The organism is Streptomyces sp. NBC_00162 (assembly GCF_024611995.1).
Lineage (GTDB): Bacteria > Actinomycetota > Actinomycetes > Streptomycetales > Streptomycetaceae > Streptomyces.
On sequence record NZ_CP102509.1, the window covers coordinates 5,986,790 to 6,000,679 of the forward strand.

A 13,890-nucleotide genomic window follows, 5' to 3' on the forward strand; every position below is an offset into this window, starting at 1 on the left:
ATATGTGACCGAAATGTGGAGGCCGTTCGTCCGCGTGGCTGCGATCCGCTGCGCTACGGACCCGCGTTGCGCGGGCCCACCGGCTGCCACGGAGCCAGGTGCGCGTCCGGGGCGTCCGCCGACGAGGTCACGTACAGCCGTGCGTCGAGCCCCACCACGGCCAGGCTGACCAGGTTCTTGCCGGTCATCGTCGAGGACGGGGCGCCGACGAACATCAGCGGCGACCGCTCCCACGGCCGGCCCCACCCGACGTCCGAGCCCAGCTGCCCGCCCGCCGCGCGGCCCGCCAGCACGTGCCCGCTCGCCGTCACCGAGCCGAAGCCCTTGAGCCCGCCGAGGTCGGTGAGATGGTTCAGCTTCAGCCCGCCGTCACCCGTCATGAGGGCGGTACGGACGTTGCCGGAGCCCGGCTTGCGGAACCACAGCCGCACCCCGCCCTCGCGGCCCTCCGCCGTGAGCGGGAGCGTGGTGTCCGGCAGTCCGGTGGCGGTGACCGGGCCCAGGGCGGCGCCCGGATTCGGCTGCACCCAGCCCACCACCGTCTTGGAGGTCGCCGAGAACACCATCCGGCGCCCGGCGCCGTCGGTCGCGGTGGCCGGGGTGCCGTGCAGGTCGGACCCGCCGTACTTCTCCCACGGCCCCCAGCTGCCGTCCGCCTGCTGCACCCTGCCGCGCAGGGTGTACGCACCGTCGCGAACGTACGCCGCCAGCTGCCCGGTGCCGTCGACCGAGACGGCCGGCGCACTGATGTCGGAGGTCCAGTTCTCGTCCGCCGTCTCCGGGGTGCCCAGCGACTGCCACTCCCCGAACTCCTCGGAGCCCGGCCCCTTCTGGACCGCGTAGACGATCTCGCGCTTGTAATCGGCGGGCTTCGCGCCGAAGGAGGTGCGGGTGCCGAAGGCGGCCATCCGGCCGTCTTTGAGGGTGACGGTGGACACCCCCGGGTCCATGCCGGTGCCGGGCAGCAGGTTCGGACCGCTCCAGCGGCCGATCAGGCCCTGCCGGTGCCAGACGGCGACCTGGCCGTCGAGCACCTTGAAGGCCCACAGTCCGTGCTCCTTGTCGGAGGCCAGCCAGGAGGTGCCGGTGCCGCGGGCGTAGTTGATGGAGTCCGACCAGTGGTTGCCCGCCGGGTGGTCGGCGACCTTGAGGTCGCCGCAGCCGGCGTCGCTGCCGCAGTGGTTCTGCTGGTCGAGCCAGGCGTAGGTGTCCAGGATGTCCAGCTTTTCCTTGGCCTCGTCCGGGTCCAGGGCGCTGGGCAGGGAGCCGTTGAAGTAGCCGAGGTAGTTCTGGAGCGCGAAGTGCGGGCGGTCCTTGACGTCCTTCGCGTACGCGGCGGTGGCCAGCTGTACGAAGCGGGCGCCGTAGAAGTGGTCCTGGTGGTCGGTGTACCGCTTGGTGTCGGGGTACCGGCCGGGGGTCGGGTCCTGGGAGCGCACGGTGGTCGGCTTGTACTGGTCCAGGATGCCGACGAGGGTCTGGACGACCTGGTCCTTGGTGTACGTGAACCTCTGCTTGACCGGGGTTCCGGAGGCGAGCATTGACTCCAGGCGGGGGACCTTGCCGTCCCACAGGCCGTGCAGGCTGTCGGGGACGTCGGCGTAGACGTTGCCGGCCTCGCGGAGCTGGAGCCAGACCAGGTTGACCTGGGGCCTGGCGACGAGGACGTCGACCTCGGCGTGGCCGCCGCCCCTGGTCGGGACGACGGTGCGCTTCCAGGCGCTGCCGCGGTCGCCGGTGGCCATCTTGGCGTAGGCGGCGCGTATGCCGTTCTGGCGGGCCTCGGCGTAGGCGGGCTTGTTGGGCGCGGTGGTGGCCTGCTTGGCGGAGCCGGCGTTGATGCCGTCGGCTTCGCCGGAGGTCAGGTAGACCGAGGTGACGGGGAGGCCGGCGGATATGGAGTAGCGCAGGTCCGGATTCATGAAGTAAAGATCGTCATCGGGATGCGCGATGATCTGGAGCACCCGGCCGGGGTCGGGCGCGTCCGCGGGGGCCGCGGGGGCGGTGGCCTTGCTGTCGGGAACCACGGGGGAGGCCAGGCGGTCGAGGGCGTCGTTGCCTCGGAGCATGAGCATGCTGCCAGCGGCGGTGGCCGCGCAGAGGGCGACGACCTTGACGAACCCGGCCCAGCGGTGGCCCTTCGGCTCCGGCGCGGTGCTTCCGGCCGCGGCGCTTCCGCGCCGGCGGCGTCCGCGCCCGGCTTCCGGTGCGGCGGGTTCGGTTACGGCGGTTCCGGCCCGGCGGCGTCCGCGCTTTGGCTCCGGCGCCACGGTGGCCTTCGTTCGGCCGCGCCGGCCGCCCGTGCGTTCGGCCTCGCGGGCCCGCCGTGCGGCCTTGCGTCCGCCGGGCGCCGGCTCCGGCCTGGCGGAGCCGGGGTAGGGGCGTCCGTCGGACATGGGGCTCCTCGCGGCCAGGGTCGGCGGGGAGTGGGCCCCATCACGCCATAAGTCTTCGGATAATCAGATAATCCCGCTCATGGTACGTGCCGGTGAGTCGAACGCCTGCTCCGGCCGGTGCTGTGGCTGGGAAGGTTTGCCGGGGCGCGGTTCCCCCAGCTACCTCCCCCAGACTCCGTCCGGGGGGACCCCCAGGGAGGTGCCCCCAGGGGCGGTGCATCGCAAGGCGGAGGCCCGCGGCTCGTAACTGGACGTACTTGCGCGGTCCGACAACGCCGCGAGGTGCCGTGCCGGGGGCCGTGGCCCGGTGAACCTTCACGGTCACAGCGCTAGGCTCACGTGGAGGTACGCCAGGGCAGTGGCAGCGACAACCGCGGGAGGCGGCGGGATGACAGTCCCGGGACGCAGGAGCAGCACCTTCATCCGGCTGCTTCGCAGCGGCTTCACCGACCCCTCCGCCGCCGCCCGGCTGCTCGACGCCGACGCGCTGGCCTCCGTACGCGCCGATCCGGTGCTCCTCGACGCCCTCGGGGCCACCGCCGATCCCGACCTCGCCCTCCTCGGGCTCGTACGGCTCGCCGAGGCGCAGCCGCCCGAGGAACTGTCCGTGCTCCTCGACACGCTGGTCAGCGCCAAGCCGCTGCGCGACCGGCTCCTCGGCGTGCTCGGCGCCTCCGAGGCCCTCGGCGACCACCTCGCCCGCCACCCCCGCGACTGGCACGCCCTCGTCACCTACGAGGCCGCCGACCTGCACCCAGGGCTCCCCGAGTTCGAGCACGGCCTCGCCGAGGCCCACGACCCGGTCGCGCTGCGCGTCGCGTACCGCCGCTGCCTGCTGTCCATCGCCGCCCGCGACGTCTGCGGGACCATAGACCTCGCACAGAGCGCCGCCGAGCTCGCGGACCTCGCCACCGCCACCCTCCGCGCGGCCCTGCGCATCGCGAGCGCCGCCGCCCCCGAAGACGCCGCCCAGTGCCGCCTCGCCGTCATCGCGATGGGCAAGTGCGGCGGCAACGAACTGAACTACGTCTCCGACGTCGACGTCATCTTCGTCGGGGAGGCGAGCAGCGGCAGCGACGAGGGCAAGGGCATCCAGGCCGCCACCCGCCTGGCCTCCCACCTCATGCGGATCTGCTCCGAGACCACCGTCGAGGGCACCATCTGGCCCGTCGACGCGAACCTCCGCCCCGAGGGCAGAAACGGTCCGCTCGTGCGGACCCTCTCCTCCCACCTCGCCTACTACCAGCGCTGGGCCAAGACCTGGGAGTTCCAGGCCCTCCTCAAGGCCCGCGCCGTCGCCGGGGACCCCGACCTCGGCGCGCAGTACATCGAGGCCATAAGCCCCCTCGTCTGGCAGGCCGCCGAGCGCGAGAACTTCGTCGCCGACGTCCAGAAGATGCGTCGCCGCGTCGTCGACAACATCCCCGCCGCCCAGGTCGACCGCGAGCTCAAGCTCGGCCCCGGCGGCCTGCGCGACGTCGAGTTCGCCGTCCAGCTGCTCCAGCTCGTACACGGCCGCAGCGACCACACCCTGCACTCCGGCACCACCCTCGACGCCCTGCACGCCCTCGCCGCCGGCGGCTACGTAGGCCGCACCGACGCCGCCCAGCTGCACGACGCGTACCGCTTCCTGCGCACCATGGAGCACCGCATCCAGCTCTACCGGCTGCGCCGCACCCACCTCGTCCCCGAGGACGAGCACGACCTGCGGCGCCTGGGCCGCTCCATGGGCCTGCGCACCGAACCCGTCGCCGAACTCAACAAGGCCTGGCGCCGCCACGCCTCCGTCGTGCGCCGCCTGCACGAGAAGCTGTTCTACCGGCCGCTGCTCGACGCCGTCGCCCAGCTCACCCCCGGCGAGACCCGGCTCTCCCCGCGCGCCGCCGGCCAGCGCCTCGAAGCCCTCGGCTACGCCGACCCGGCCGCGGCCCTGCGCCACCTCGAGGCCCTCGCCTCCGGCGTCACCCGCAAGGCGGCCATCCAGCGCACCCTGCTGCCGGTCATGCTCGGCTGGTTCGCCGACTCCGCCGACCCGGACGCCGGGCTGCTCAACTTCCGCAAGGTCTCCGACGCCCTGGGCAAGACCCCCTGGTACCTGCGCCTGCTCCGCGACGAGGGGGCCGCCGCCGAGAACCTCGCCCGCGTCCTGTCCGCCGGCCGCCTCGCCCCCGACCTGCTGATGCGCGCCCCCGAGGCCGTCGCCCTGCTCGGCGACCCCGAGGGCCTCCAGCCCCGTGCCCACGAGGCCCTGGAGCAGGAGGTGCTCGCCGCCGTCGGCCGCGCCGAGAACCCCGAGGCCGCCGTCGCCGCCGCCCGCGGGGTCCGCCGCCGCGAGCTCTTCCGCACCACCGCGGCCGACATCATCCGCTCCTACGGCACGGAGGACAGCCCGGCCGAAGAGGACCACGGAGCCCTCGTCGACCAGGTCGGCGGAGCCGTCTCCGACCTCACCGCCGCCACCGTCGCGGGCGCCCTGCGCGCCGCCGTCGGCTCCCACTGGGGCGACACCCTGCCCACCCGCTTCGCCGTCATCGGCGTCGGCCGTTTCGGCGGGCACGAACTGTCCTACGGCTCCGACGCCGACGTCCTGTTCGTCCACGAACCCCGCGAGGGCGTCGACGAACAGGAGGCCGCGAAGGCCGCCCAGGCCGTCATCGCCGAGATGCGCCGCCTGCTCCAACTGCCCACCGCGGACCCGCCGCTGCTCATCGACGCCGACCTGCGCCCCGAGGGCCGCTCCGGCCCGCTGGTGCGCACGCTGGCCTCGTACGCCGCGTACTACCGGCGCTGGGCCCTGACCTGGGAGAGCCAGGCCCTGCTGCGCGCCGAACCGGTCGCGGGCGACGCCGAGCTGGGCCGGCGCTTCATCGACCTGATCGACCCGCTGCGCTACCCGATGGAGGGCCTCGGCGAGGACGCCGTACGGGAGATCCGCAGGCTCAAGGCCCGGATGGAATCGGAGCGGATGCCGCGCGGCGCCGACCCGACCCTGCACACCAAACTCGGCCGCGGCGGCCTCAGCGACGTCGAGTGGACCGTCCAGCTGATCCAGATGCGACACGCGTGGGCCGAACCGGGACTGCGCACGACCCGCACCCGCGAAGCGCTGGCCGCCGCCCACGCGGCCGGGCTGATCCCGACCGAGGAGGCGCAGATCCTGGACGAGGCCTGGGTACTGGCCACCCGGGTCCGCAACGCGGTGATGCTGGTCCGCGGCCGCGCCGGGGACACCTTCCCCTCCGAAGCCCGCGAACTGGCGGCGGTGGGCCGCTACCTCGGCTACGCGGAGGGCACGGTCGGCGAGCTGCTGGACGACTACCGCCGCATCACCCGCCGCGCCCGCGCGGTCGTGGACGAGCTGTTCTACGGGGCGTAGGGGCCGTGCGACCCGGCACGGGAGCGGGACCTCGCCGCCGACCCCTGTACGGCGGCGAGGTCCCACTCCCGAGGCACAGCCCGGAGAGGGGCTAGGGGATGGGCTTGTCGTAGGACTTGTCCTGGTCGGAGTCGTAGACCTGGGTGCCCTGGGCGTCGTAGCCCTTGATCCGCGGGGCCTGGGTGACGGCCCGTTCCAGGATGCCGGTGGCGGCGAACCAGCCGTGGTCGAGGGCGGCTTCGGCGGTGGCGCCGCCGTAGCTGACGGTGACCCGGGCGACGCGGGGGTCGACGACGGTGCCGATGCTGCCCCAGCGGTAGGGCAGCTTCCAGGGGCCCTCGGAGCTCAGCCGCTGCAGGTAGAGCTTGCCTCCGTTGATGTCGGGAACGACGGGGCCGCGCTCGGGATTGTCGTCCGCACCGACGGAGGTGTTGAGGCCGCTCGTCTGGCCGTTCTTGATGCTGCAGATGATCCGGGTGGGCGTCGGGTTCTCCTTGACGGCGACGATGTAGCGGCCGTCGCCCGGGGTGTTGTCGTTGCCGGTGCTGCGGTGGGCGAGCAGGATCCGGTAATCGGCGGCCTTGCCCAGGTCGCTGCGCTGGAAACCCGCCCCGCCGGGGCGCTGCCGGTCGTACTCCAGGCACTGCTCCAGCCCGGCGGCCGCCTCCGGGAGGGTGATGCCGTCGGCGAGCTGCCCGGGAGTCGCCGGAGCGGCCGGCCCGGCGGGCGGCTGGGGCGACTGCGGCGCCGCGCTCGGCGTCGGGCCGCCACCCGCCACGGTCACGCGGTCCGAAGGCCCGGCGCCGCGGTCGCCGGTGAGGGCGATGGCCGTGACCGGTACGACGGCCAGCACGACCAGGGCCGCCCCCGCCACCGCCAGCCTGCGCCGCCGCTGCTCCACGCGGCCCTGCCGGACGATCGCCTGGTACGGCGCGGGAGCGGGCCGCACGGCCGTCGCGCCCTGGGCCATCTGCACCCGCAGGTCCGACTCGAAGCCGTCCTGCCCGCCGTGGCCGTCTTGTCCGCCGTGCCCGCCCTGCCCGTCGTCTCGCCCGTTCACCGGAGCGCCCCCTGATGCGTTTCGTTCGTCATCGTGATCTGCCCCAGCCCGGGCCAGGCGCGCAGCTTCGCCAGCGCTTTGGACGCCTGGCTCTTGACCGTGCCCTGGGAGCAGCCCAGGACATCGGCGGTCTCGGCTTCCGAGAGGTCCTCCCAGTACCGCATGACCACCACCGCCCGCTGTCGGGCGGGTAGTTGGGCCAGCGCCTCCATCAGCACGCTGCGCTCGTCGGCCCACGCCACGGCGTTGTCGCGCACGGAGGTGTCCGGCACGCTGTCCGTCAGCCGCTCGGCGACCCGGCGCTTGCGGAACCGGTCGCTGTTGCAGGTGACCAGCATCCGGCGGACGTACGCCTCGGGGCTGTCACTGCGCGCGACCCGCCGCCACGACCGGTACGCCTTCGCGAGCGCGGTCTGGGTCACGTCCTCCGCATCGTGCGGATCGCCGGTCAGCAGGTACGCGGTCCGCACCAGATGAGTCCAGCGCGCGGCGACGAACGACTGGAACTGAGCCTCTTCTTGGGCTTGCATCGGCACCCCCTTCGCCCCCTTGACCACCTCCTGTTCGAGTTCGGTTGCCCGGCGCCGGGAAAAATCTCATGCGGCCTCGGCCGCGCCGCGTCACACGTCCAGGGACGCGAAGACGCCTCGGGCCGGCGTGCCGTCCGGGGTCTGCCACGTCGCCGAGACGTGGGCGGGGGTGTCCGGACCCGCCGGAGCGCCCGGGTGCAGGACGCGGGTCACCGAGAGGGTGGGGCCGTCCTTGCCCGGGACGACCGTGACCGTGGGGTCGGGGGCGTCGCTCTCGCTCTGGGCCTGGGGGACCGCCTCGCCCCGGAACAGCGCACGCAACCGGGCCAGCAGGACCGGGTCCTGGGCGCCGTCGTAGATCCACCGCAGCCCCAGTACGCCGTGTTCCGACGTGCCGACGAGGGCGTGCTCGGCGCCCTCCAGCGGGGCCCCGCGGTAGGTGAGGGGGACGTGGTAGGCGACCGGGCCGTCGCCGGCGCCATCGGTGACGACCATGAACTCGATGCCGACCTCGCCCTCTGGGTCGTCCAGCCGGAAGCCGCCCGCCTTGGCCAGCTCCGGGGTCCGGCCGGGCCGTCCCGCGTACCAGGGCTGCGACGGGAGCCAGGACGCCAGGAGCTCCAGCTTGCCGGGGGTCATGGTGGTGTGGTGGATGACAGCCATGCGGACGTGACTCCAGGGGATAGCGGGGGATGGCGGTGGACGAACTGCCCTCCGGATCCTAGGACTTCGCCCCGCCCCGCAGGGTCCGGGCGTACGTGAGGAACGCCGCCAGCCCCAGTTCGAAGGCCGCGTCCGCCCGGCCGGCGCCCACGGTGGACAGGGCGCGGGCCAGCAGCGGGGTCTGCGGGGACGGTTCCCACATGGCCTCGGGGGCGGCCAGGTCCAGGGCCGAGCCCAGGATCAGGTTCTCCAGGGCGGTCAGCAGCGGCATCACCTGGGCGCTGCCGAACCCCGCCGCCAGCAGCAGGGCGACCGCGCGTTCGTAGTGCGCGAGCACCCGCGGGGCCCGGACCGGCGTGGTCATCAGCAGCGGGATGGCCCGGGGGTACGCGGCGAAGGCCGCCCGGTAGGAGCGCGCCCACTCCTCCAGGGCCCGGTCCCAGGGCTCCAGGGTCAGGGCCTCGTCGGTGATCCGCTCGCACACGAGCTCCCGTATCAGCTCCACCACCCCGGCCCGGCCGTCCACGTGGTGATACACCGACCCGGTCTGCACCCCGAGCGCCCGGGCGATCTGCGGAACGCTGAACTCGCCCTGCTCCGCGACCAGTTGCAGGGCGGTCCTGGCGATCCGCTCCCGGTCGAGGAGGGGGGTGCGCGGCCGTGCCATCGGTTCTCTCCCTCTTCAAGGTCTTCCCGTATGCCAAAACCGGAGGCTACATTGCCGCAAACCGAAAGCCTTTAGGTTTCTGCCTCCCCAGCAGAAGGGCCCCTGCCTTGCCCGAAAGCACCACACCGGCCGAGCTGCGCCCCGCAGCGCTCGGCACCGCCGACATCACCTTCTTCGTCGTCTCCGCAGCCGCCCCGCTCACCGTCATGGCCGGCGTCGCCCCCGTCGCGATCCTGCTCGGCGGCATCGGCGCCCCCGCCGGGTACCTCCTCGCCGGCCTCACCCTCGCCGTCTTCGCCGTCGGTTTCACCGCCATGAGCCGCCACGTCCGCAGCGGCGGAGCCTTCTACGCCTACATCACCCGCGGCCTCGGCAAGCGCGTCGGCATCGGCGCCGCGCTCCTCGCCCTCATCGGCTACAACGGCATGGAGATCGGCGTCTACGGGCTCCTCGGCACCACCACCGCCGACACCGGCCGCGCCCTCTGGGGACTCGACATCCCCTGGCTCCCCGTCTCCCTCGCCGGGCTCCTGCTGATCTGGTACGGCGGCTTCCGCTCCATCGACTTCGGCGCCAAGCTGCTCGGCGTGCTGCTCGTCGCCGAGACCGGGATACTCGTCCTCCTCGCCGGAGGGGTCCTCCTCAAGGGCGGCGCCCACGGGCTGTCGGCCGCCTCCTTCGCCCCCGGCGCCGTACTCGTCCCCGGCACCGCCGCCGTCCTGGCCTTCGCCTTCGCCGCCTTCACCGGCTTCGAGTCGACCGTCATCTACCGCCGCGAGGCCCGCGACCCCCAGCGGACCATCCCGCGCGCCACCTACCTCGCCGTCGCCTTCCTCGGCCTCTTCTACGCCTTCGTCGTCTGGACCGTCATCCAGGCCTTCGGCGCCGAAGAGGTGGTCACCGCCGCCACCGAGGACCCCGGCGGCCTCTTCTTCGCCGCGATCACCACCTACGTCGGCCCCTGGGCGGCGGACCTGATGCACGTCTTCATCGTCACCAGCGTCATCGCCTCCCTGCTCGCCTTCCACAACGCCATCAACCGGTACGCGCTCGTCCTCGCCGAGGAAGGCGTCCTGCCCGCCGCCCTCGGCCGCGTCCACCCCCGTCACCGCTCCCCGTACCTGGCCGGAGCCGCCCAGACCGCGCTCGGAGCCGTGATCGTCCTCGGCTTCGCCCTCGCCGGAGCCGACCCCTACCAGCAGCTGCTGCTGTGGGTGAACACCCCGGGCATGATCGCCCTCATGGCCCTGATGCTGCTCACGGCCCTCGCCGTACCCGTCTACTTCCGGCGCGTCGCCCACCGGGAAGGCCCCTGGCGGACCGTCGTCGCGCCCGTCACCGCCGCCGTCCTGCTGGCCGTGGCGATCTTCCTGGTCGTCTCCAAGGTGGCGCTCTTCACCATGGCCTCCACCGCCGTCAACACCCTCCTCGTCGCCCTCGTCCCCGCCGTCTTCCTGGCCGGCCTCGCCCTCGCCCAGCGGCTCAAGACCCACCGCCCCGAGGTCTACGCCCGCTTCGCCGAAGAGCCCGCCCACCCCGAAGGAGCAGAGCAGTGCCCGCTGCCGACACCGTCCTCACCGGAGCCCGCGTCCGCACCCTCGACCCCGGCCGCCCCGAGGCCCGCGCGGTAGCCGTCCGCGACGGGCAGATCACCGCCGTCGGCGACGAGGCCGACGTACGCGACTGGCGCGGCCCCGGCACCGAGCTGATCGACCTCGGCGGCGCCACCCTCACCCCCGGCCTCACCGACGCCCACAGCCACCCCGTCTGGGGCATCGAGATGGCAGCGGGCACCGACCTCTCCGCCGTCCGCGACCTCGCACAGCTGCGGGCCGCCCTGCGCACCGCCGAGCGCACCAAAGGCTGGGTCGTGGGCCACGGCCTCGACCACAACGCCTTCGGCGGACAGCCCGTCGACCGCACCCTGATCGAGGACGCGCTGGACGGCGCCCCCGCCTTCCTGCGCCTCTACGACGGCCACTCGGCCCTCGCCAGCGGCCCGGCCCTGGCCGCCGCCGGCATCACCGGCCCCCGCACCTTCGCCCAGCGCTCCGCCATCGTCTGCGACGCCGGCGGCCGCCCCACCGGCCACCTCGTCGAGCACGCCGCGATGGCGCTGGTCGGAGCCCTGGTCCCCAAGCCCACCCACGCCGAACGCCGCACCCGCCTCGTCGCCCTCCTCGACGCCATGGCCGCCACCGGACTGACCGGCGCCCACGTCATGGACCTCGGCGACGGAGACGTACCGGCCCTCCTCGCGACCGTCGAGTACGAGGGCCACCTGCCGCTGCGGCTGCGCCTGGCCCCCTGGTGCATGCCGGGTGCGGACGAGGAGGAACTGGCCGGGCTGATCGAGCTCCAGCGCCTGGCCGGCCGCCACTGGCAGGTCGGCGGCGTGAAGTTCTTCATGGACGGCACCGTCGAGGGCGGCACCGCCTGGCTGGAGCACGCCGACTGCCACGGCCAGGGCACCGACGCCTTCTGGCCCGACCCGCGGGCCTACGCCCGGGCGGTACGGGTCCTCGACGCGGCCGGCGTGCGCACCGCGACCCACGCCATCGGCGACGCGGCGGTCCGCCACGTCCTGGACACGGTCGCCGCGCTCGGCGGGCAGGCCCGGATGCGGCACCGGATCGAGCACATCGAAACCGTGCCCGACGACCAGCTGAAGCGGTTCGCGGAGCTCGGGGTGATCGCCTCGATGCAGCCGCCGCACACCGCGTACACCCGCGCCGACCACACCGACGAGTGGTCCAGGCGGCTGGGGGAGGACCGGGCCGGGCGCGCCTGGCGCTGCCGGGACCTGCGGGACGCGGGAGCGGTCCTCGCGCTCGGCTCCGACTGGCCCATCGCCCACTACGACGCCCGCCAGGTCCTGGTCACCGCCCGCAGCCCGCTCGGCGCGGCATCGGCGGGACCGGCCCTGACCGGGCTGATGGCGCTGGAGGGGATGACCTCGCACGCGGCGCTCGCGGCCGGGGAACAGCAGGTGGCGGGCCGGATCGCACCCGGCAGGAGGGCGGATCTGACGGCCTTCGCACTCGACCCGGTCACGGCCGGGGTGGACGAGCTGGCCGAGGCCCCGGTCCGCCTCACGATGTCCGGCGGGCGCGTCACCCACCGGGAGAGCGGGATCCGGGGGGCCTAGCGGCGGAAGCGGTTCAGCAGCGCCGCCGCCGGGTGCGGACCCGCGTGCTCGGGGTGGCGCGGCAGCTGGTGCGGGAGCGAGCCGAACCAGGCCCGCGAGGTGCTGTAGCCGAAGGCCAGGCAGAGCATGCCGCCCACGGCGTCGAGCCAGAAGTGGTTGGCGGTGGCCACGATCACGACGAGGGTCGCCGCCGGGTAGAGCAGGCCCAGGATCCGGGCCCAGGGGGCCGAGGCGACCGCGAAGATCGTCAGCCCGCACCAGAGCGACCACCCTATGTGCATGGACGGCATCGCCGCGTACTGGTTCGACATGTGCTTGAGGTTCCCGGAGGCCATGGAGCCCCAGGTGTGGTGGACCAGCACGGTGTCGACGAAGTCCTGCCCGTTCATCAGCCGGGGCGGCGCGAGCGGGTAGAGGTAGTAGCCGACCAGGGCGACGCCCGTGGTGGCGAAGAGCACGAGGCGCGTGGCCGCGTAACGCCCGGGATGAAAACGGTAGATCCACACCAGCACGCCGATGGTCACGATGAAGTGGAGCGTGGCGTAGTAGTAGTTCATGCCCACGACCAGCCACGTCACGGAGTTCACGGCGTGGTTGACGGTCTGCTCGACGGCGATGCCCAGCGTCCGCTCGGCGCTCCAGATCCAGTCGGCGTTCGCGAGGGCGGCCGCCTTCTGCTCCGGCACCGCGTTGCGGATCAGCGAGTAGGTCCAGTAGCTGACCGCGATGAGCAGGACCTCGAACCAGATCCGCGGCCGGCGCGGACTGCGCAGCCGGGTCAGCAGGGAGCGCTCGGACCCCGTCCGGACCTCACTCTCGGCCACGGGGGGTGACGAGACGTCCGTCCGGGTTTCCAGTGTCTTCACGCTCGCTTCACCCATGGGGAGAGAGTCTGCCAGATGCGATCTCGCCTCCGATCATCCCTCGGGACGGTCTTGGGCGCCTGCGCTCCGACCTACGGACTACTCCGGCCTGAGGGACGGCTGCGGCCTACGGACGACTCCGGCCCCGGGCCTGTCCGGGGCCGGAGGCCGTGGACCCCCGGACGACCAGCTCGGGCAGGAAGACGAACTCGCTGTGCGGGGCCGGCGTACCGCCGATCTCCTCCAGCAGGGTCCGGACGGCCGCCTGCCCCATGGCCAGGACCGGCTGCCGGATGGTGGTGAGCGGCGGATCGGTGAACGCTATGAGAGGGGAGTCGTCGAAGCCGACCACCGACACGTCCTGCGGCACCCGCAGCCCCTGCTGCCGGGCGGCGCGGATCGCACCGAGCGCCATCATGTCGCTCGCGCACACCACCGCCGTGCAGCCCCGCGAGATCAGTGCGGTCGCGGCGGCCTGGCCGCCCTCCAGCGTGTACAGGGAATGCTGGATCAGCTCCTCGGTCTCGGCCTCGTCGAGCCCGAGCCGCTCCTTCATCCCGAGCCGGAAGCCCTCGATCTTGCGGACCACCGGCACGAAGCGCTTCGGCCCGACGGCGAGCCCGATCCGGGTGTGCCCCAGCGCCGTCAGGTGGGTGACCGCGAGCTGCATCGCCGCGCGGTCGTCGGGGGAGACGAAGGGCGCCTGCACCTTGTCGGAGAACCCGTTGATGAGGACGTACGGGACGCCCTGGCCGCGCAGTTGGTCGTAGCGGCCCATGTCGGCGGTCGTGTCCGCGTGCAGGCCGGAGACGAAGATGATCCCGGAGACCCCGCGGTCGACGAGCATCTCGGTCAGTTCGTCCTCGGTGGACCCGCCGGGCGTCTGCGTGGCCAGCACGGGCGTGTAGCCCTGCCGGGTCAGCGCCTGGCCGATGACCTGGGCGAGCGCCGGGAAGATGGGGTTGTCCAGCTCGGGCGTTATCAGGCCGACGAGGCCCGCGCTGCGCTGGCGCAGCCGTACGGGCCGTTCGTAGCCGAGCACGTCGAGCGCGGCCAGTACGGATTCACGGGTGCCCGCGGCCACACCGGGCTTGCCGTTGAGCACGCGGCTGACTGTGGCTTCGCTGACCCCCGCCTGGGCTGCGATGTCGGCTAGCCGTGCGGTCACGGGATTGGACTGTACCGGT

At 73.3% G+C, this 13,890-nt stretch carries 10 protein-coding genes; 3 read left to right on the forward strand and 7 right to left on the reverse strand.

Translation table 11 applies throughout. The features are described 5' to 3' along the window. Positions 1-53 precede the first annotated feature (53 nt). Positions 54-2,396: a PIG-L family deacetylase gene (locus tag JIW86_RS27810; protein ID WP_257556599.1), complete on the reverse strand. Its 2,343-nt coding sequence runs from the start codon at positions 2,394-2,396 to the stop codon at positions 54-56. Between the two features lie 388 nt (positions 2,397-2,784). Here JIW86_RS27810 and JIW86_RS27815 point away from each other — a divergent pair, with 388 nt between their 5' ends. Next, entirely contained in the window at positions 2,785-5,772 is a 2,988-nt protein-coding gene (locus tag JIW86_RS27815; RefSeq protein ID WP_257556600.1) for a bifunctional [glutamine synthetase] adenylyltransferase/[glutamine synthetase]-adenylyl-L-tyrosine phosphorylase, read from the forward strand. Between the two features lie 91 nt (positions 5,773-5,863). Here JIW86_RS27815 and JIW86_RS27820 read toward each other — a convergent pair whose 3' ends face one another. The 4 genes from JIW86_RS27820 to JIW86_RS27835 form a co-directional block, all read right to left on the reverse strand. Then, positions 5,864-6,832: a hypothetical protein gene (locus JIW86_RS27820; RefSeq protein WP_257556601.1), complete on the reverse strand. Its 969-nt coding sequence runs from the start codon at positions 6,830-6,832 to the stop codon at positions 5,864-5,866. Next, on the reverse strand, positions 6,829-7,362 hold the full coding sequence (locus JIW86_RS27825) for a SigE family RNA polymerase sigma factor (RefSeq protein WP_257556602.1): 534 nt from the start codon (positions 7,360-7,362) through the stop codon (positions 6,829-6,831). The genes JIW86_RS27820 and JIW86_RS27825 overlap by 4 nt, the downstream gene beginning before the upstream one ends. Before the next feature lie 90 nt (positions 7,363-7,452). After that, positions 7,453-8,025 (reverse strand): maltokinase N-terminal cap-like domain-containing protein, encoded by a 573-nt coding sequence (locus JIW86_RS27830; RefSeq protein ID WP_257556603.1) that lies wholly within the window; start codon positions 8,023-8,025, stop codon positions 7,453-7,455. 58 nt (positions 8,026-8,083) lie between these two features. Next, positions 8,084-8,692, reverse strand: coding sequence for a TetR/AcrR family transcriptional regulator (locus tag JIW86_RS27835; protein WP_257556604.1), 609 nt, complete (start codon positions 8,690-8,692; stop codon positions 8,084-8,086). A gap of 107 nt (positions 8,693-8,799) precedes the next feature. On the opposite strand from JIW86_RS27835, the gene JIW86_RS27840 reads away from it, so the two are divergent. Both JIW86_RS27840 and JIW86_RS27845 read left to right on the forward strand, forming a co-directional pair. Next, positions 8,800-10,323, forward strand: coding sequence for an APC family permease (locus JIW86_RS27840; RefSeq protein ID WP_257556605.1), 1,524 nt, complete (start codon positions 8,800-8,802; stop codon positions 10,321-10,323). Then, positions 10,245-11,840: an amidohydrolase gene (locus JIW86_RS27845; protein WP_257556606.1), complete on the forward strand. Its 1,596-nt coding sequence runs from the start codon at positions 10,245-10,247 to the stop codon at positions 11,838-11,840. The genes JIW86_RS27840 and JIW86_RS27845 overlap by 79 nt, the downstream gene beginning before the upstream one ends. On the opposite strand, the gene JIW86_RS27850 is transcribed toward JIW86_RS27845, so the two are convergent. Continuing rightward, positions 11,837-12,721 (reverse strand): phosphatase PAP2 family protein, encoded by an 885-nt coding sequence (locus JIW86_RS27850; protein WP_215140669.1) that lies wholly within the window; start codon positions 12,719-12,721, stop codon positions 11,837-11,839. The genes JIW86_RS27845 and JIW86_RS27850 overlap by 4 nt on opposite strands. A 109-nt stretch (positions 12,722-12,830) precedes the next feature. Then, positions 12,831-13,871, reverse strand: a complete 1,041-nt coding sequence (locus tag JIW86_RS27855) for a LacI family DNA-binding transcriptional regulator (protein WP_257556607.1) — start codon at positions 13,869-13,871, stop codon at positions 12,831-12,833. Between the last annotated feature and the right edge of the window lie 19 nt (positions 13,872-13,890).

What these genes read in the sequence shown, in the direction of transcription:
- JIW86_RS27830 (WP_257556603.1), bottom strand. Translation starts at nt 8,025, where the DNA reads ATGGCTGTCATCCACCACACCACCATGACCCCCGGCAAGCTGGAGCTC.
- JIW86_RS27825 (WP_257556602.1), bottom strand. Translation starts at nt 7,362, where the DNA reads ATGCAAGCCCAAGAAGAGGCTCAGTTCCAGTCGTTCGTCGCCGCGCGC.
- JIW86_RS27815 (WP_257556600.1), top strand. Translation starts at nt 2,785, where the DNA reads ATGACAGTCCCGGGACGCAGGAGCAGCACCTTCATCCGGCTGCTTCGC.
- JIW86_RS27850 (WP_215140669.1), bottom strand. Translation starts at nt 12,721, where the DNA reads ATGGGTGAAGCGAGCGTGAAGACACTGGAAACCCGGACGGACGTCTCG.
- JIW86_RS27810 (WP_257556599.1), bottom strand. Translation starts at nt 2,396, where the DNA reads ATGTCCGACGGACGCCCCTACCCCGGCTCCGCCAGGCCGGAGCCGGCG.
- JIW86_RS27835 (WP_257556604.1), bottom strand. Translation starts at nt 8,692, where the DNA reads ATGGCACGGCCGCGCACCCCCCTCCTCGACCGGGAGCGGATCGCCAGG.